Source organism: Brevibacillus brevis NBRC 100599 (assembly GCF_000010165.1).
GTDB classification, from domain to species: Bacteria; Bacillota; Bacilli; order Brevibacillales; family Brevibacillaceae; genus Brevibacillus; species Brevibacillus brevis_D.
On record NC_012491.1, the window covers coordinates 3617230 to 3636031 of the forward strand.

The 18802-nt window shown below is 46.9% G+C and carries 17 protein-coding genes; all 17 read right to left on the bottom strand.

Annotation, left to right across the window (positions count from 1 at the left end; all coding sequences use genetic code 11):
- Nucleotide 1: 1 nt before the first annotated feature.
- Nucleotides 2-961, bottom strand: a complete 960-nt coding sequence (locus BBR47_RS17125; RefSeq protein ID WP_015891690.1) for an ABC transporter permease — start codon at nucleotides 959-961, stop codon at nucleotides 2-4.
- The gene (locus BBR47_RS17130; RefSeq protein ID WP_015891691.1) at nucleotides 961-2034 is read right to left on the bottom strand and encodes an ABC transporter permease; all 1074 of its coding nucleotides are present in this window, start codon (nucleotides 2032-2034) and stop codon (nucleotides 961-963) included. The genes BBR47_RS17125 and BBR47_RS17130 overlap by 1 nt, the downstream gene beginning before the upstream one ends.
- Nucleotides 2027-3568 carry an ABC transporter ATP-binding protein gene (locus BBR47_RS17135; protein WP_015891692.1) on the bottom strand — a complete coding sequence of 514 codons (1542 nt, stop codon included), beginning with the start codon at nucleotides 3566-3568 and terminating at the stop codon, nucleotides 2027-2029. The genes BBR47_RS17130 and BBR47_RS17135 overlap by 8 nt, the downstream gene beginning before the upstream one ends.
- A gap of 93 nt (nucleotides 3569-3661) precedes the next feature.
- Entirely contained in the window at nucleotides 3662-4708 is a 1047-nt protein-coding gene (locus BBR47_RS17140; protein ID WP_015891693.1) for a BMP family lipoprotein, read from the bottom strand.
- Between the two features lie 57 nt (nucleotides 4709-4765).
- On the bottom strand, nucleotides 4766-5491 hold the full coding sequence (locus tag BBR47_RS17145; protein WP_015891694.1) for a GntR family transcriptional regulator: 726 nt from the start codon (nucleotides 5489-5491) through the stop codon (nucleotides 4766-4768).
- Nucleotides 5492-5730: 239 nt separating this feature from the next.
- Complete coding sequence (locus tag BBR47_RS17150; protein WP_015891695.1) at nucleotides 5731-8109, bottom strand: FtsK/SpoIIIE family DNA translocase; 2379 nt, start codon at nucleotides 8107-8109, stop codon at nucleotides 5731-5733.
- A gap of 109 nt (nucleotides 8110-8218) precedes the next feature.
- Nucleotides 8219-8449 carry a YlzJ-like family protein gene (locus tag BBR47_RS17155; RefSeq protein ID WP_015891696.1) on the bottom strand — a complete coding sequence of 77 codons (231 nt, stop codon included), beginning with the start codon at nucleotides 8447-8449 and terminating at the stop codon, nucleotides 8219-8221.
- Nucleotides 8446-9270, bottom strand: a complete 825-nt coding sequence (locus tag BBR47_RS17160) for a ClpP family protease (RefSeq protein WP_015891697.1) — start codon at nucleotides 9268-9270, stop codon at nucleotides 8446-8448. The genes BBR47_RS17155 and BBR47_RS17160 overlap by 4 nt, the downstream gene beginning before the upstream one ends.
- 121 nt (nucleotides 9271-9391) lie before the next feature.
- Complete coding sequence (locus tag BBR47_RS17165; protein WP_015891698.1) at nucleotides 9392-11068, bottom strand: ribonuclease J; 1677 nt, start codon at nucleotides 11066-11068, stop codon at nucleotides 9392-9394.
- Between the two features lie 145 nt (nucleotides 11069-11213).
- Nucleotides 11214-12080: a 4-hydroxy-tetrahydrodipicolinate synthase gene (gene dapA / locus BBR47_RS17170; protein WP_015891699.1), complete on the bottom strand. Its 867-nt coding sequence runs from the start codon at nucleotides 12078-12080 to the stop codon at nucleotides 11214-11216.
- A 57-nt stretch (nucleotides 12081-12137) separates the two neighbouring features.
- Nucleotides 12138-13364 carry an aspartate kinase gene (gene dapG, locus BBR47_RS17175; protein ID WP_015891700.1) on the bottom strand — a complete coding sequence of 409 codons (1227 nt, stop codon included), beginning with the start codon at nucleotides 13362-13364 and terminating at the stop codon, nucleotides 12138-12140.
- 11 nt (nucleotides 13365-13375) lie between these two features.
- A complete protein-coding gene (locus tag BBR47_RS17180; RefSeq protein ID WP_015891701.1) occupies nucleotides 13376-14416 on the bottom strand; it encodes an aspartate-semialdehyde dehydrogenase in 1041 nt (346 codons plus the stop codon).
- Between the two features lie 57 nt (nucleotides 14417-14473).
- The gene (locus BBR47_RS17185; protein WP_007719213.1) at nucleotides 14474-15070 is read right to left on the bottom strand and encodes a dipicolinate synthase subunit B; all 597 of its coding nucleotides are present in this window, start codon (nucleotides 15068-15070) and stop codon (nucleotides 14474-14476) included.
- Entirely contained in the window at nucleotides 15067-15969 is a 903-nt protein-coding gene (gene dpsA, locus BBR47_RS17190; protein WP_015891702.1) for a dipicolinate synthase subunit DpsA, read from the bottom strand. The genes BBR47_RS17185 and dpsA overlap by 4 nt, the downstream gene beginning before the upstream one ends.
- Before the next feature lie 137 nt (nucleotides 15970-16106).
- The gene (locus tag BBR47_RS17195; RefSeq protein WP_015891703.1) at nucleotides 16107-16367 is read right to left on the bottom strand and encodes a YlmC/YmxH family sporulation protein; all 261 of its coding nucleotides are present in this window, start codon (nucleotides 16365-16367) and stop codon (nucleotides 16107-16109) included.
- A 72-nt stretch (nucleotides 16368-16439) separates the two neighbouring features.
- Nucleotides 16440-17693 (bottom strand): M16 family metallopeptidase, encoded by a 1254-nt coding sequence (locus BBR47_RS17200; protein ID WP_015891704.1) that lies wholly within the window; start codon nucleotides 17691-17693, stop codon nucleotides 16440-16442.
- 112 nt (nucleotides 17694-17805) lie between these two features.
- Nucleotides 17806-18783, bottom strand: coding sequence for a polysaccharide deacetylase family protein (locus BBR47_RS17205; protein WP_015891705.1), 978 nt, complete (start codon nucleotides 18781-18783; stop codon nucleotides 17806-17808).
- Between the last annotated feature and the right edge of the window lie 19 nt (nucleotides 18784-18802).

Sequence of the window (18802 nt, forward strand, 5' to 3'; positions counted from 1 at the left end):
ATTAACGCGATCCCGTATCGTAAGGTTTGCCGAGGGCCGCTGGAGCACTGGATCGTCCTACCAGACCAGCCATCACGAGAATTGTCAGTACGTACGGAAGCATGAAGATAAATTCAGTAGGAATGTAATTGGTCAATCCGAAGATTTGTACCAAAGACTTGATCGCTTGAGCGACACCAAAGAACAATGCTGCTCCCATCGCACCCATTGGATGCCATTTACCGAAGATCAAGGCCGCAATCGCGATGAAACCTTGTCCAGAAACCGTGTTATGGGAGAAGTTACTGGTTGTCGTCAAGGAAATCGTAGCTCCACCCAATGCAGCCAACAGCCCACTGATCATAACAGCCGTGTAGCGCATTCTCTTCACATTGATCCCGACTGTATCAGCCGCACGCGGATGCTCACCAACGGAACGCAAGCGCAATCCGAATGGTGTCTTAAAAATAACATACCAAGTAACGAATACAGCAATGAAAGCCAAATAGCTAGTCGGATACGCCTCAAAAATGGCATGTCCGATATAAGGAATTTCACTTAATCCAGGAATACTGAATTTGTTAAATACAGAGGTCAATGTTGTTGTTTGACCTGCTCCGTTGAAAATAATTTTGGTCAGGTAAATGGAAAGCCCCGCTGCCAAGAAGTTCAGGGCCACACCACTGACGGTCTGGTCCGCTTTAAATGTAACCGAAGCAACGGCATGCGGTAGGGCAAAAATAGCACCGGCAATCCCAGCCGCAATAAATCCGACCCACGGTGCCCAAGCTCCAAATGAATCTTGGAAAGCATAGGTCATTACGGCACCAGTAAAAGCACCGATAATCATCATACCTTCTAGCGCAATGTTCACGACACCAGAACGCTCCGAGTACAATCCACCCAATGCGGCAAAAATCAAGGCAGTGGAAAACACGATGGTATCATGAACGAGGTTGCTAAGAATTAATCCCCAATCCATCAGTTTCCACCTTCCTTTTTCTTCATCAAGATCGGCTTAACGAAAATTTTCACGATGCCATGTGCGGCAACAAAGAAAATAACAGAAGCAATCACGACGCGAATCAACTCAAACGGTACACCCGCACTAAACTGCATGCCGCTCGCACCGAATGTAAGAACCCCAAACAAGATGGCAGCAAGGATAACCCCGAACGGAGTATTTCCGCCAATCAATGCTACCGCGATTCCATCGAATCCATAGCCCGTATGCTGCGTCATAATCGCTTGATAGTGGAAAACGCCCAAAATCTCAGTAGCTCCACCAATTCCTGCAAACATACCACCAATGAACATGGCCTTTACAACATTACGATTCACGTTCATACCAGCATACTCAGAAGCATGCGGGTTCAAACCAACGGAACGCAATTCAAAACCAGACTTTGTTTTCCAAAGGATGATATAGAAGAAAATAGCTGCAAGTACAGCAATCAGTGTACCCCAGTGCAAACGAGCATTGTCAAACATTTCAGCGAGCCATCCAATGGTAATGATCGCAGAATCCTTTACCTCTTCAGATGTTTGCTTGCCCGCTGGAATAAAGAAAGCATTCATGATCCAGTTTGCAAAGTACAGTGCTACCCAGTTCAACATGATGCTGGTAATAACCTCATTGACACCACGTGCTGCTTTCAAATAACCAGCAATGGCACCCCACAAACCGCCTGCTAAAGCACCTGCAAGGATAGCAAGTGGAGCATGAATGATAGCTGGAAGGTCAAAAGAAACACCTACGACAGTAGAAGCAATCATCCCTACGATAAATTGACCCTCTGCCCCGATGTTAAAAAGACCAGTACGGAAAGCAAAAGCTACAGCCAAGCCTGTAAAGATCAAAGGGGTAATTTGGCGAATCGTTTCACCAAAGTTATACGCGCTTCCAAATACTTTTTTAATCAAAGCCGTATAGGCAGCGATTGGATCAAATCCACCTGCCAGCATTGCAATTGCTCCGGTCAAAAGACCAAGAATGATCGCAACGGCAGGAACGAGAAACGATTCTTTCGTGAAGACCGCAATAACTTTATTCATCGTTTCCCCCTCCTTGCATTACTTTTCCGCCGGACATCATCAAGCCGAGCTCTTGCTCCGTTGTTGATTTTGCATCGACAATCCCCACAATAGCTCCCTCATATATAACTGCAATCCGGTCGGACACATTGATAACCTCATCCAGCTCCAAGGAAAGCAAGAGAACCGCTTTTCCTTGATCGCGTTGATCAATTAACCTGCGATGAATAAATTCGATAGCCCCTACATCCAAGCCACGAGTAGGTTGAGCCGCAATCAGCAAATCCGGGTTCTTGTCCACTTCGCGGGCAATAATCGCCTTCTGTTGGTTTCCTCCGGAAAGCGCTCGTGCTGGCGTGTAAATACTCGGAGTCCGAACGTCGAATTCTTCGATAAGCTTAGCCGCATGCTTGTCAATAGCGCCATAATCAAGAAAACCGTTTTTGCAAAACGTTGGATGGAAGTACGTTTCCAATACCATATTTTCACTCATGGTGAAATCAAGAACCAATCCTCGTTTATGTCGGTCTTCAGGAATGTGCGACAATCCTGATTCTGAGATGTTGCGCGGATTTTGATTCGTAATTTCTTTGCCATTAAGAAGGACACGCCCACTTGTTGCCTTACGCAAGCCAGTTAATACTTCAATCAGTTCACTTTGGCCATTGCCGTCGACTCCAGCAATTCCGAGGATTTCTCCAGCGCGAACCTCTAGGCTGAGATTGTTCAGCGCATTCACACCACGGTTACCCATTGCAGTCACATTCTCTACGGCCAAGATGGTTTCTTTTGGTTTTGCTTCCGTTTTATCGACGCGGAAGTTCACTTCACGACCAACCATTTTCGCAGCCAAATCGTCTGGATTCGTATTTTTTACCAATACGGAGTCAATGACCTTTCCTCGACGAATAATCGTAACCGCGTCACATACAGCCATAATTTCTTTCAGCTTGTGTGTGATCAGAATAATCGTCTTACCTTCTTTTACCAAGTTATGCATGATCTCGATAAGTTCATGGATTTCCTGCGGCGTCAATACAGCCGTAGGCTCATCAAAAATCAAGATGTCGGCACCGCGATAAAGCGTTTTCAAAATCTCTACACGCTGCTGCATCCCAACTGAGATATCCTGAATTTTTGCTCTCGGATCAACTTTGAGCCCGTATTGATTCGACAGTTTTTCTACCGCTTTCTCAGCGCTTTGAATATCTATCTTCAACCCGTTTTTCGGTTCATTTCCTAGCACAATGTTTTCCGTGACTGTAAATGTTTCTACGAGCATAAAATGTTGGTGAACCATTCCGATACCAAGTTCGTTTGCAATCCTTGGACTTGTGATCTGTACAACTTTCTCGTTAATCAGAATTTCGCCTTCATCCGGCTGATATAGACCAAACAAGATATTCATGAGTGTGGACTTGCCCGCGCCATTCTCTCCGAGCAGCGCATGAATTTCACCTTTACCTACAGACAGCGTGATACTGTCATTCGCAACAATGCCTGGGAACCGTTTTGTGATCCCCCTCATTTCAACCACTTTTTTTACCGAGTTCATGCATGCTCACCCCATTTTTCGGGTCTAGTGTGAAGGTAAAGGACAAGGCCAGTAGCTCAAACCAGCCTTGTCCATTTGCAGCTTCCTTGGTTTTTACTTATCAGGAACTGTGATTTCGCCTTTAACGATTTTTTGCTTGTATTCTTCAACCAGCTTCAGTACGTCTTCAGGAACATTCTTCGTAGAAGTGTCAGCCAGACCTACACCGTTTTCAGCCAGTCCGAGCCATTGTACTCCGCCTTTGAATTTACCCTCAGAAAGCTCTTTCGATACACGAATAACTGCTTCGTCAACACGTTTTACCATGGAAGTCAATGTAACTTCGTCGCCGAAAGTCAGGGATTGGTCTTTGTCAACACCGATTACCCATACGTTCTCGCCTTTAGCTTTACGGTCTTTTGCTTCGTTGAACACACCGTCGCCTGTACCGCCGGAAGCGTGGAAGATGATGTCCACACCTTGACCGTACATGGAGGAAGCAGTAGATTTACCCATGTCTGGTTTGTCAAAAGCACCCGTGTAAACTTTCACTACTTGAATGCTTGGATCTACAGCTTTTACGCCCGCTTCGAAACCAAGGTCAAAACGTTTGATTACCGGGATGTCAACGCCACCCACGAATCCAACCTTTTTCGTTTTGGTCATCTTCGCTGCAACTACCCCAGCAAGGAAGGAGCCTTCATGCTCTTTAAAGAGTACAGATGCTACGTTAGGAGCATCTACTTCAGCGTCGATAATCGCCAATTTTGCGTTTTTGTTTTCATTTGCTACTTTTTTCAGGTGGTCACCCATCAAGAAGCCGATACCCCAAGTCAGATCCCAACCGTCTTTTACGAATTGAGTCAGGTTTGGTACATAGTCAGCATCTGATTTTGATTGCAGATAGTTTACGTTTTCTTTCGGGAGATTCATTTCGGTTTGGAGTTTTTGCAGCCCTTCCCAAGCACTCTGGTTAAAGGAGTTGTCGTTTACACCGCCAACGTCTGTAACCATACCTACTTTGATAGCACTAGCGGCTGGAGCGCCTCCATTGCTACCAGTTTGGCCTTGAGGCTGTGCTTCTTGTTTGCTTCCGCAGCCAGCGAGAACAAGCGACAGGCTGAGTGTTGCCACAGAAAGCACGGATAGAACTTTCTTCATCTGAGATTACCCCCTGTTTTTAGTTGATGAAATTGTTGAGTGAGGTTGCCCCCACAGTTACAACCGTCTCCGTACGACATGAAAGTGAATTTTGTCAGCTCTGAAGTAATTATGGGAGTATAGCACTGGCTTTTCACTTTCGTCGTAATGAATCTGTTTGAGCAAGAGCATGGGAGCAGATTTATCGCAATGCAGCAGGTTGGAAACCTTTTCATTGTAGCCCACGGGTTCAATATCAGCTACTGCGTATGCGATCCTTACCCCTGTTACGCTCTCCAGCCATTTGAAGATAGACTCTCCACTTGCCGCATAGCCCTCGGGCACCAGATGTGCAGGAATGCGGTCCACACAATAAACCACAGGCTCACCGTCAGCCGTTCGAATTCGTTCTACTATGAGAACGCCTTCACCCGGATTTAAGGCCAGCCGCTTCCTCTCTTCTTCAGCAGATTCGCCAAAGGATGTTTTCAGGATCAAGGTTCCTGCCGTATATCCTTGACGCTCGATTGCATCCGTCACACTAAAGAGTTCCCCAATCCCACCTGAAAAAACAGGCTTTGAATTAATAAAGGTACCTACACCGTGTCTACGAATGACAATCTTCTCTTCCTCAAGAAGTCGGAGTGCCTCGCGAAGCGTCGCCCTGCTTACACCAAGCTGTTTGGATAGTTCGGCTTCAGAAGGGAGGCGTTCACCAGGACGAAGAAGTCCGGTTTCGATATCACTCTTGATCTTGTCCATTACCAAGAGAAACAGTGATCGAACATTCCCTTTGATGCTCATCATCATTCACTCCTGCTGTCCTTCAGCCATCCCAACAGGTAGGACGTCAGACCTCTGATTCGTATGAGACTTAATAACAACAATTTCCGTCAATCTCTTAGAAATTTTACATGAGGGGCGAGTATCATGCAAGCCAAATATTTATGAATAATAATGCAAAATGATTAATTTAGACAGGGATTTTTCTACTAAAATAGGAAAAAAGACCCTGCCAGTACAAATGTTGGCAAGGTCTCTCTTTATGAAATATTACTTTCAATGGACGGGCGTGGAAGACGAACCTCACGAGGCTTGCTTCCCTCATAAGGACCGACTACTCCTTGGGCTTCCATCATATCAATCAATCGTGCCGCCCGCGTATAACCGACACGGAGACGACGCTGCAACAAGGATGCCGATGCCGTTTGGGCTTCTGAAACGATTTGGACGGCTTGATCGTACAGTTCATCATCCACAACTGGCTGTTGCTCCTCCTGCACGTCACCCGGGATCATCTCTTCATTGTAGCGAACCTCTTGCTGTTCTTTTACAAAACGAACGACCTCTTCTACTTCCTTGTCAGATACAAAAGCTCCTTGAACACGGGTCGGCTTGGATGCCCCCATCGGCAGTGATAGCATGTCCCCTCTACCGAGAAGCTTTTCTGCTCCACCCATATCGAGAATCGTTCTAGAGTCAGCCATGGAAGATACGCCAAAGGCAATGCGGGATGGGATATTTGCCTTGATCACACCCGTAATGACATCTACGGAAGGACGCTGGGTCGCGATGATGAGATGAATTCCGGAAGCACGAGCCATTTGCGCGAGTCGACAAATCGCATCCTCCACTTCTCCCGGAGCTACCATCATCAAGTCCGCAAGCTCATCGACGATGACGACGATATAGGGAAGTGGGGTGCCTTCCACTTGTGCATTGTACATTTCAATATTGCGGCTACCTGTTTTGGCAAACAAATTATAGCGCCGTTCCATCTCTGCCACGACTTTTTTCAATGCAACAGAAGCCCTTCTCGGGTCAGTCACAACTGGAGCCAACAAATGCGGAATTCCGTTGTACACATTCAGTTCCACCATTTTCGGGTCAACCATCATCAGCTTGACTTCTTCTGGTTTGGCCTTGAACAAAATACTCATGATTAATCCGTTAATACAGACTGATTTACCGCTTCCAGTCGCACCCGCTACGAGCAAATGGGGCATTTTGGTCAAATCGGCTACAATCGGCTCTCCGGAAATATCCCGGCCAAGAGCAACGGTAAGCTTTCCTGCTGCATCTTGATACTCGGGAGCTTCCAACACTTCTCGTAGTGATACGACCGCTACCTCCGAGTTCGGAACCTCGATACCGATAGCTGATTTCCCTGGGATTGGTGCCTCAATACGGATATCTTTTGCTGCCAGTGCCAATGCAAGATCATCCGTCAAGCTGACAATCCTGCTTACTTTTACCCCTGTAGCAGGCTGAACTTCGTAACGTGTAACAGCCGGTCCTCGATGTACCTCGGAAACAGTTGCATTGACGCCAAAGCTCTTCAGTGTCTGCACTAATTTTGCCGCATTTGAGGTATGATCAACGTCTTTACCTGTTGCACTCGCTTTGGGCCTTGCGAGCATTTGCAGACTTGGCAGCTCATACGGTATGGTATTCTTTTCTTCTCCGGTATCTATTGTACCGAAGATTTCTGCTTCTCCTTCAAGTGCAAACGTAATCTCCTGATTCGGTTTCGGTTGTGCAGCTCTCGCTTGATGACCAGGATTACTCGGTTCTTCATCCTCTTCCAGCGCAATGCGATCCGTAAAATCACGAATTAATGGGGCATTCAGTTGCTGGACTGCTTCCTCCTGATTAGCAGGTTGTGAATGAGGTTTTTGCTCTTTCAACGCCGTGACAGCAATGGCCTCGTTCTCTTCCGCCGATTGCTTTTGCTTGCGAGCCTCTTCGGCTTCCTTTGCTTCTTTCTTTCTCTTCTCGCTCTCTTCCTGCAAAAGCTGTACAGAGTCCTTCACTGTATGCTTGGCCTTTCCGTAAAACAAAGCGAGCTTGTCCTTGGCAAACATCAAAATGTTTACATAAGAAAGATTGAACAGAAACATCAGTCCCACGAGGAAAAGAAACACAATCACCAGACCAGTACCAATTGTTCCAACAAGACCGTTTGTCACCGCAAAAAACAGAGCACCGATCATTCCTCCACCTACCCCGGTGGTGGACACTTTCTGACCATGATCGAGCCAAATCCTGTCCCATGTAACCTTAATAATGCTTTGCTCTGCAAATTTTCCATCTGCGGTAATTTGTTTGTACAAAATCATGTGATCCCAGGTCAAAATCGCCACACCAATGAGCGCTATCCCTAAGACGCGGTAAGTAAGCTTCGGTGACTTTCTCGTAAACATCATATGTATGGCCATACCGATTAGCAGAACAGGAATGATAAAATCCCATGAGCCCGCAATAAACCGAAATAGAAGTGCCAGTACATTTTTGCCCAGCCATCCACTCTCCAATAGCCCGATCAAGGACAGCACAATGATGAGAAGTCCCAGCAGCTCTATTTTGACAACTGAGGCCAATGCCGCTTGTGAACGCTCTTTTTTTCTCCTACTCAATGGCATGCCTCCTCCTCGTTATGTACCTAATGGAAAAAAGGCAGCCGTCGCGTGTTCGGCTGCTGTTCGTACTTCTCTAGTATAACACAGGAAATTCATAGAAATACAGGACTTCTTAGGCGAGCCACTCAGGTTGAAACTGAATTTTTTGTCCGGGTGCGTATTGCTCCTTCAGGTAGTCTTGCGGATCTGGACTAATCAGCCTGACGATTTTTCCTTCAAACGGTCCGGTTAGCTCAATGAGCATCGTGGCATGACCCATCGTTATCTCTTTCAGCTCTTGCTTCTCCACTTGCTCCATGTTCTCAAAAACCGTTTCCATCGGAATGATGGAGTATAAGATCATTGGAGTACACTCTCCTCACCTTTTTGCGCTTTGATCAGTTCGTTCAGTTTTTTCAGCGCGCTACCAAGACCGCCAACTTCATCTATCAATCCATATTTCACCGCATCTACGCCAATCACATTGGTTCCAATATCTCGTGTCAATTCACCTGTTCGGGTCATTAGCTCACGGAACTTTTCTTCTGAAACTTTGGAGTGACGGGCAATAAAGCTTACTACACGATCCTGCATTTTGTCCAAGTACTCAAACGTTTGGGGCACACCAATTACAAGACCAGTCAAACGGATCGGGTGAATCGTCATCGTTGCTGTTTCTGCAATAAACGAGTACGAACCAGCAACGGCAATTGGCACACCAATGCTATGGCCACCGCCGAGTACAAGTGTGACTACCGGTTTGGACAAGGACGCTACCATCTCCGCAATTGCCAAGCCCGCTTCTACGTCCCCGCCAACTGTGTTCAAAATAACGAGAACGCCCTCTATTTTATTGTTTTGTTCTGCCGCAACCAATTGAGGAATGAGGTGCTCGTATTTTGTCGTCTTATTTTGTGGGGGCAACTGAATATGCCCTTCTACTTGTCCGATGATGGTCATACAATAAATATTGCTTTCGAGTTGTGGGACGTTTGTCTGACCCAGTTGCGTAATCGAATCGAGCAGTTTTTTCTTCGGATCTTCTTGCCCAGGTGCTTCTGATGGCGGCGAGGCAGCAGGCTCCTGATCATCAGTTGGTGATTGTGGCTGGGATTCCTTACTCGTTACCGCTGTGCTCGCAAACGGCGGCTTATTTAAAAAATCGCTAAAATGTTGATTCGACATGGATGATCCTCCCTCACTTTCCTCTGTAGTATGGATAAGGGGAGGAAAAATCATGCGCCCACAAAGGCAAAAAAAGCCAGAAACCCTTTTTCCAAAGGATTTCCAGCTCTTTATCGTGATCCTACACTTCCATGATAATCGGCAAGATCATCGGACGTCTGCGCGTTTGCTCGTACAGATAACGGCCTAATGACTCTTTTACGTTATTTTTCAGTGAAGACCATTCATTCACATTTTCTTCCATGCATTTGACAAGTGTTTGGGTCACTATGCGATTTGCCTCATCCAGCAGCTCTTCGGATTCACGCACGTAGACGAAACCGCGAGAAATGATGTCTGGACCTGACAAAATCGTGCCATTTTGTTTGCTGAGTGTAACGACAACTACCAGTATGCCATCTTGTGACAGTAATTTGCGATCTCTAAGGACGATATTTCCTACATCACCAACACCCAAGCCGTCAATCAAAACGTTGCCAGCATGGACTTTTCCACCGTAACGGGCCTTGCCCCCTGAGAATTCAACTGTATCGCCGTTATCCAGCAAGAACGTGTTTTCTTCAGGAATGCCAACCTGGTCAGCAAGTAAGGCATGTGTTTTCAGCATGCGATATTCACCGTGAACGGGAATAAAGTACTTCGGCTTCATTAGGTTAAGCATCAGGCGCAATTCCTCTTGGCTACCATGACCGGAGACGTGGACGGTTCCGTTAGGTCCATGGCCGCCATAGATGACATCTGCACCAATCCGCGATAATTGATCGATCGTACGAGCCACATATTTTTCATTCCCTGGAATGGGAGTGGCTGCAATGATAACGGTATCCCCTGGAAGGATGTCAATTTTCCGATGGGCGGATCGGGCCATCCGAGTGAGCGCGGACATAGGCTCTCCTTGGCTTCCAGTTGATAAAATAACGACTTGTTCAGCAGGCAATTTGTTGATTTCATCGATCTCAACAATCAAACCCTCTGGGACCAATAAGTACCCTAAGTCTCTGCTGATATTAATAACATTTTGCATGCTCCGGCCGACAACCGTCAATTTACGGTTGAACTGTGCTGCAGCGTCCACCACTTGTTGAATGCGGTGAACATTTGATGCAAACGTAGAAACAACAATACGTCCAGATGCTTTGCTGAACACATCCATGAGTGCTTTTCCCACTGAGCGTTCCGATCCGGTAAATCCAGGCCGTTCTGCATTCGTACTGTCAGAGAGCAAGCACAAAACGCCTCTGTCACCGATCATCGCCATTTTTGCCAGATCAGCTACCTGATTGTTAACAGGTGTTTGATCGAACTTGAAGTCTCCTGTATGAACGATGTAACCTTCCGGCGTATCCAAGCATACCCCTACACAATCCGGGATGCTGTGGTTTACACGGAAAAAGGTCGCCTTCATCTTTCCGAGAATGACTTCCGAGTCGCTGTTGATCAATACGCGTTTTGTTTCGTTTAGGATGCCCGCTTCTTTTAACTTTGCATCAATTAAACCAAGGGTAAGTTTTGTCGCATAAACCGGGACTTTCAAATGCTTCAGCACATAGCTGAGGCCGCCGATGTGGTCTTCATGTCCATGCGTAATAATAATACCCCGAACCTTGTCGCGATGTTCCTCCAAGTAGGTGATATCCGGAATAACCATATCAATCCCCAGCATTTCTTCTTCTGGGAACTTCAATCCGGCATCAATCACCACGATGTCGTCACCGCTTTGTACCACGTACATATTCTTCCCAATTTCGCCGACTCCGCCCAGGGCGAAAACGAGAACAGAGTGATTCGACTTTGCCAAAACGTGTAACCTCCTATATTTAGTTGTCATGTCCACTCAAAAAAACCGCCCCAAATCACTTGTTCTTATTATACCCGAAGTGAAATCATGAACACAAGGAAAAAGAGCCATCCCCGGAAGGAATGGCTCTTGAACTTCTATGGAGTTAAACAAGCAGAGAATGCACAAAATCTTTTTCCTGTTCGTTCAGCTCGACTAAAGGCAGCCGAACACCTCCAACTTGAACGCCGAGCTTTTCTAAAGCGACCTTGGTCGGTCCAGGGCTCGGGTACGCAAAGAGGCCTTCAAAAATCGGCAACAGCTTGCGATGGAGTCTTCCTGCCTCTGTATAGTTACCGGCAAAATAAGCGTCCATCATATCTGTCATTGGGCGGCCGACTACGTGACTCGCCACACTGACAATGCCCACTCCTCCGATTGACAAGATCGGCAAAGTTAAGCCATCATCGCCACTGTACAGCTCAAAGCCTTCCGGGGCATGCTCAATAATTTGCGCCATTTGTGACAAATTCCCGGAGGCTTCCTTGATGCATACCACATTAGGCAGCTCTGCCAAACGAAGTGTCGTTTCGGCAGTCATATTGACCACGGATCTTCCTGGCACATTATATAGCATCACGGGCAACTCCGTCGCTTCCGATAATGCCTTGAAATGTGCGTAAAGCCCCTCCTGCGATGGCTTGCTGTAATAAGGAGCAACGACCATGACAGCGTCTACGCCAATCGATTGTACAGCTTGGGTGAACTCAATACTTGAGGCTGTATCATTGCTGCCTGTTCCTGCAATGATGTGGCATCTTCCTTTTGCGTAGGAAACAACATGGCGGAAAAGATCGAGTTTCTCCGTACGGGATAAAGTCGGTGATTCACCCGTGGTACCACTCAATACGATTCCAGTTGTTCCATTTGCAATCAAATGGTCAATCAGTCGCTCTGTTTTATCGTAATCGACCTGTAGCTGCTCATTAAAAGGCGTTACCATTGCGGTAACCAGTCGACCAAAACGTGCCACTACCTCTCCAACTCCTCTTTATCGTGATCAGTAGGTATTTAAAGTCAGAATATGCTCTTACTTATGTTGAACATGCAGGTTGAACTGCTGATGAAGTGCGCGAACCGCCTTCACCATATCCATTTCATGCACGAGTACCCAGATGGTTGTATGAGAGTCTGCCGATTGAAGAATTTGAATATCTTCTTGTGTAAGTGCCTCCACGATTCTTGCCATCACGCCGGGCACTCCCGTCATCCCTGCACCAATCACGGACACTTTCGCGCAATGCGGCAAAAGCTGCGGCTCGTATCCCATTTCTGTTAACAAACGAGCAGCTTTTTCTCCCATTTCATCATGGACCGTGTAAGCGACACCCATTGGGTTCACATTGATGAAATCTACACTGATGTTATTGGTTGCCATCGTTTTGAAGACTTGCAGCTGTGTATCGTAAGACCCTTCTTTGTTCGCGACCTTAATTTGAGTAATGTTCGGTACATGAGCAATTCCCATAACGACTCTGTCGTTTACTGTGTAGCCCATTTTCCCAATCTCCAGCATAGTCGTAACAAGTGTACCGGGGTCGTCCGAAAACGTAGAGCGAACACGAATCGGCACGTTTGCGTGCATCGCGATCTCCACCGCTCTAGGATGAATAACTTTTGCACCCAGGTGAGCCATGTTGCAAATTTCCGTGTAGGTCACCATACCGAGCCGCTGCGCTTCCTCAACGATCCGCGGGTCTGCGGTCATGATGCCTTCCACGTCGGTGAAAATATCCACCGTTTCAGCCTTCAAGGCGACACCGAGAGCGGTTGCAGTCGTATCGCTTCCGCCCCGTCCCAGTGTCGTAATTTCCCACTCGGCTGTACGTCCCTGAAATCCTGGGACGATCACAACTTGACTTTCCTGCAAGTCCTGCAAAATGCGAGCTGGATCGATCGACATAATTTGTGCATTCGTAAAGTCGTCGCTCGTCACTATATTTGCCTGACCGCCTGTCAAAATTGTTGCTTTTATTCCCCGTGCATTTAGCATGCTGCACATGACTGTAGCAGAGATGATTTCTCCGGTATGCATCAGCATATCCATTTCTCTACTCGGCAGTTGGTTCCCATTCGCACGAACCAACTGCAAAAGTGTATCGGTCGCATATGGATCGCCCTTGCGCCCCATCGCCGATACGACAACGACGAGGGCATAACCCTCATCAATTGCTTTTTCCATATGGTAGATTGCCCGCATCCGGCAATCCTCCGTCGTCAAGGAAGAACCACCGAACTTCTGGACGAGAATCTTCACTAACCTCTCCCCTATACTCTTGCTTTTATGAGTTCTTCAGCGATTTGTACTGTATTCCATGCTGCACCCTTGAGAAGATTGTCAGAAACGATCCACATATGCAGTCCACGAGGATGATGGAGATCACGACGCACCCGGCCCACGAATACTTCCAGTTTGCCTGTTGCATCAGTAGCGAGTGGATACTGCTGTTCCTCCGGCGCATCTACTAACGCGATACCCGGAGCGTCTTTCAGCAGGGCCTTTACTTCTGCCAGATCGTAATCCTGTTTCAGCTCTACATATACCGACTCGCTGTGGCCGTAGACCACTGGAATACGTACGCAAGTAGCTGAAACAAGTACAGTGTCATCACCGAAGATTTTTTTGGTTTCATTAACCATTTTCATTTCTTCATAAGTAAAACCATTGTCGGTGAACACATCAATCTGCGGAATCGCGTTGTACGCAATCTGATGATGTACAGGCAATTTGCCTACGGGAAGTACGTTACACTGCGGTTCTTTACCATCCAAAATGTCTCGACTCTGGTCGAGCAATTCATTGATCGCAGATTGACCTGCACCAGATACTGCCTGGTAAGTAGAAACGATAATTCTGTCTATACCAAAACGATCATACAGGGGTTTTAGAGCGGCAACCATCTGAATCGTAGAGCAATTCGGATTCGCAATGATTCCATTATGAGCGAGCGCAGCATCCATGTTTACTTCTGGCACAACGAGAGGAACATCTGGGTCCATCCGGAATGCGCTGGTATTGTCAATGACAACTGCACCATGACGCACTGCGTGATGAGCCAGTTCCTTGCTGACCGATCCACCAGCACTAAACAGGGCAAAATCAACCCCTGCAAAACTGTCTGGAGTCGCCTCTTCCAGTACAATTTCTTGCCCCTTGAAGGTGACTGTTTTTCCTGCAGAACGTCCAGAAGCAAGCAGCTTAAGCTGTTTGATTGGGAAGTTGCGCTTTTCTAATAGTTGAATCATCTGCTGTCCGACTGCACCAGTCGCACCGACTACAGCAACATTGAAAGTCAGTTGGTTTGCCATCTCTTACTCTCCTCCTAATCGCGAAAAAGCAGGTTTATTGGTTTTTCTGTAGTCTTATTAGTAGTTAAATCTCTCGATGAGCAAGGGTTGCAATTGTCGACCTTCCAAAGCTGCTTCGCATGTTTCCAATAGGAGATCCATACGAGCTACAAGCGAATTCGGTTTTTTATCCGGGGCATCCTGCCCGAATGGCACGAAATACATATTCTTCGCAGCCAACAGCTTGGCAATATTGGCTGCATTTAATCCCAGACCATCATTGGTGGATATGGCAATCACAATGGGTCGCAAATTACGCATGGTCGCTTTAGCTGCCATCAGTACGGCACTATCTGTAATGGCATTCGCCAGTCGACTCGTCGTACTGCCTGTGCAAGGCGCAATCAGCATGACATCCAACAACTTGGAAGGTCCCAACGGCTCAGCCTGAGGAATCGTCGAAATAAGTTCCTCCCCTGTCAGTTCCTTGATTTGTTGCTGCCAGCTTTGCGAAGTACCGAAGCGTGTATCCGTGGTCATAATCGTATTCGATACAATCGGAACCACCCTTGCTCCAGCATCCACAAATCGCTTAATTTGCGGCATCGTTTCCTCAAAGGTACAATGCGATCCAGACAAACCAAATCCAATGGTCTTTCCCTGAAGCTTACTCATGTTGCATCCCCTCCTGGCGCTTTCCTTTGATCCGCAATCAGACGAGACAATGTTTGGGCCAAAATTTGTCCAGCGGTTTTAGGTGCAACGATTCCAGGTAAGCCGGGAGCAAGAAGAGCTTTGATCCCTCGTCTTTCAGCGTAACGAAAATCTGTTCCTCCTGGTTTGGAGGCAAGATCAAGAATAAACGCCGATTGAGGCATTTGAGCAATCACTTCTGCCGTGAGTAATAATTGCGGGATGGTATTAAAAATGAAATCAGCATTCGTAACCTGTTGCCTTACTTCGCTTATATGGAAGGGAGTCAATCCCATCTCATAAATGCGTGCCAAGTGTTCTTGACGTCTGGCCCCAACTCTTACGCGGGCCCCTAACGCATGCAATGCTCGAGCCATGGACAAACCTGTTCGGCCCAATCCCAAAACAATTGACTGTGATCCATGAATCGTAATATCCGTATGCTGAATCGCCATCATTAACGCTCCCTCTACAGTAGGGATAGAGTTATAGATAGCTACGTCATCACGATCCAAGAGCTCCACGAGAGGAAGCCGTGTGGAAGCCAATAGTTTTTTCAAATAAGGCTTTGCCATTCCCGTGTAAACCACGCAATGACTCGGCAGACTTGCCACATGTTCATCTAGCAACTGCAGTTGTTTGGAGCAGAAAATACTTTCCACGTATCCTTGATCATCGGTCCCTACGATGGGTAGGATGAGGGCGTCCACGTCTTTCAACACATCGCATGTTAATGGTTTCTTCGTTGCCCCTGTAAAATTACTTTCCAGGTTGTCGAAGCCAACTAACGTGACGCTAGCATCCAGTTGTATGCATCGCTTAATGACTTCCAACTGGCGAGCGTCTCCGCCGATGAAGGCAACATGTATGCCCGTTAGCATGCTGCGTTCCCCTTTCCACACATTTTACTGCATTAAATGATCGGAACGCAAAGGTTTTCCTTTTGGAAAAGTTGACGGAAATCCATGCGGTCTACCCCCATCCTATTCCGCTCCTGCTACTTCGGTGACAGTAGCGCCTACTTTTGAGAGGCTTGTGCCTCAGGCGCTTTAAGCTGGATGATGACCATATCTGGCCCAATTTTTACGATGGAGCTCCACGGGATCACGAGGTCCTCTCGTTTCTTTCCGAACCCAAAGAAACTACCTCCTGGCAAGATGATGGATTGAATCGTACCGTTTTCGGGATGGATGACTAAATCGGAATCACTGATAACCCCCATTTTCTCTCCGTTGTCCAGTCCGATAATCTCCTTCCCACCCAACTCGCTCAAGCGCATGGAGAAGCCCCCTTTGTCCTTTCATTTACTGTTGATATACGCAAAAAAATCCGGGCTATGCCGGATTTTTCCCTACAACAGAATATCGTTCTTCACATTTTCAGGGAAGCCATCGAGTGGACTCACCATCGCCATAGACATCTTGGAACGAAACAGCTGCTGCGCCACAGCCAGAACAGATTCATGGGAAACGCGGTCAATTTTGGCGATGATCTCATCTAGACTAAGGTGACGGCCCAGTAAGAGTTCATTTTTGCCAAGGCGACTCATACGGCTATTCGTGCTTTCCAAGCTGAGCATCAGGCTGCCTTTCAGCTGCTCTTTTCCTTTGTTCAGCTCTTTGTCCGTAATTCCATGATCAGCGACATCGCGCAGGACGCGCGAGACAATGTCAAATACCTGTCCTACTTGCTCTGGTGCCGTTCCTGTATACACGTGGAACGTACCCGCTTCTTTATAGGAAGAGTGATAAGAATAAACAGAGTATGCCAAGCCGCGTTCTTCTCGAATTTCTTGGAATAGACGCGAGCTCATGCTACCACCCAGCACGTTGTTCAGCAAAATCAAGGAGTATACTTCAGGATGTCCTACCTTAAACCCAGGTAAAGACAGGCACAAATGCGCTTGCTCTGTTGCCTTATGATGCGCGATCACATTTCCAGCAAAATCTGGGGTAGACAAGGTCGGCATAATGCCTGAACGCGAGAAAGCTTGAAAACGCTTTTGGATATCTTCAATCAAACTGTCTTCAAAATTACCCGCTACCGTAATCACCGTATTCGTCGGCAGATAGTGCTGATCAATATAAGCGAGCAAATCGTCACGCTTCAAGCTGCGCAGGACATCTTCCGTACCTAAAATCGAATAGCCTAGCGGGTGTGTGCTGTATGAAGCGCGTGCAATCAAATCATGCACCAAATCATCTGGCGTGTCTTCATACATGCTAATCTCTTCAATGACGACGTTCTTTTCCTTTTCCAACTCATCTGCATCAAATACCGAGTTGAAATACATATCGGAAAGAACATCGAGAGCAATAGGAGCATGTTGGTCGAGCACCCTTGCGTAATAGCAGGTATACTCCTTCGAAGTAAAGGCGTTCACGTTCCCGCCAATCTCATCAAAGGTTTCCGCAATTTCCTTTGCAGAACGAGTTTTTGTACCTTTAAAAAACATATGCTCGAGAAAATGGGAGATCCCGTTGTTTTTCTCATTTTCATATTTCGAACCAGTCCCTACCCAGATGCCTAAGGCAACGGAGCGAACGGACGGAATCCGTTCCGTCACGATTCGAAGACCGTTATCACACGTATGACGTTGTATCACGTAAATCCTCCTCGGTTGTTCATCTGTCTCTACCCGAAACCTCGGGGAATTTCTTGTAAACACGTCTAACTATAGCAAACTTCCTTTGTCTCCACAATAAATGAACATGTAATTACGGTGACGGGAGTCTACGACTCGATATAACCTCCGAAACAGTCGTCGGCTGTAGCCCCTTCTTTTTGGCGATCGTCAGAAGTTGATCTAAACTCGCCTCGGAGGTAGACGTAGGGTGCATGAGCACGAGGACACCGTTCTCCATTTTCCGGCTTATTTTATTGATCACATAAGCAGGTGATGGTTTCTGCCAGTCAATTGTATCTGCCGTCCATAGAATCGTCTTCATTTGAAAAGACGAGTCCGCGATTTGTACAACGCGTTGGTTAAAAGCACCAGATGGCGGAGCAAAAAGGGTAGGCTTCACTTCCAGCGTTTTAAAAATAACATCTTGCGTACGACTTATCTCTTGATGAATCCTCTGTGTTCCCAGTGTGTTCATATCGGGATGGGAATACGCATGATTACCAATCTCATGGCCACGTGCCATGATCTTTTTTGCTTCTTCGGGGTAACGTTTTACCCAAGAGCCATCCAGAAAGAACGTCGTCTTTACCTTATGTTTATCGAGTGTATTGAGCATCGAGTCGAGATACTCATTTCCCCAAGCCACGTTGATCATGAAAGAAATCGCTGGTTTATTTGGATTTCCTCGATAGATGGGTTGTGCTCCCAATTGCTCAAGCGAAATCGCTGGGGGTACTTCCTTGTATACGAGCAAATCCGGGCTGGATACACCCGCAGCCAGCATTTTATTGAGCGATTCTTCTACATCGACTACACGTCCATTATAACCGGGAATCGCCTTCCACGTCTGATCAACGACGGCATCGATCGGCTCTTCCTCTCGGCCCTCTCGCCACTTTTCAATCTGCGCCCGTAAACGCGCTTTTTCATTTTCGTTTCGATCCCCAGTCACTACGTGGACATTTTTGATCGTGCTAATGTAATGATGAATAGGCTGATAATTCAAGAGAACAATCAGCGCTGCTCCATATATAAATATGAACAAAAGTCTCCTGGTCCTATTCGTCATTAGGGCGTCGCCCTCCTCT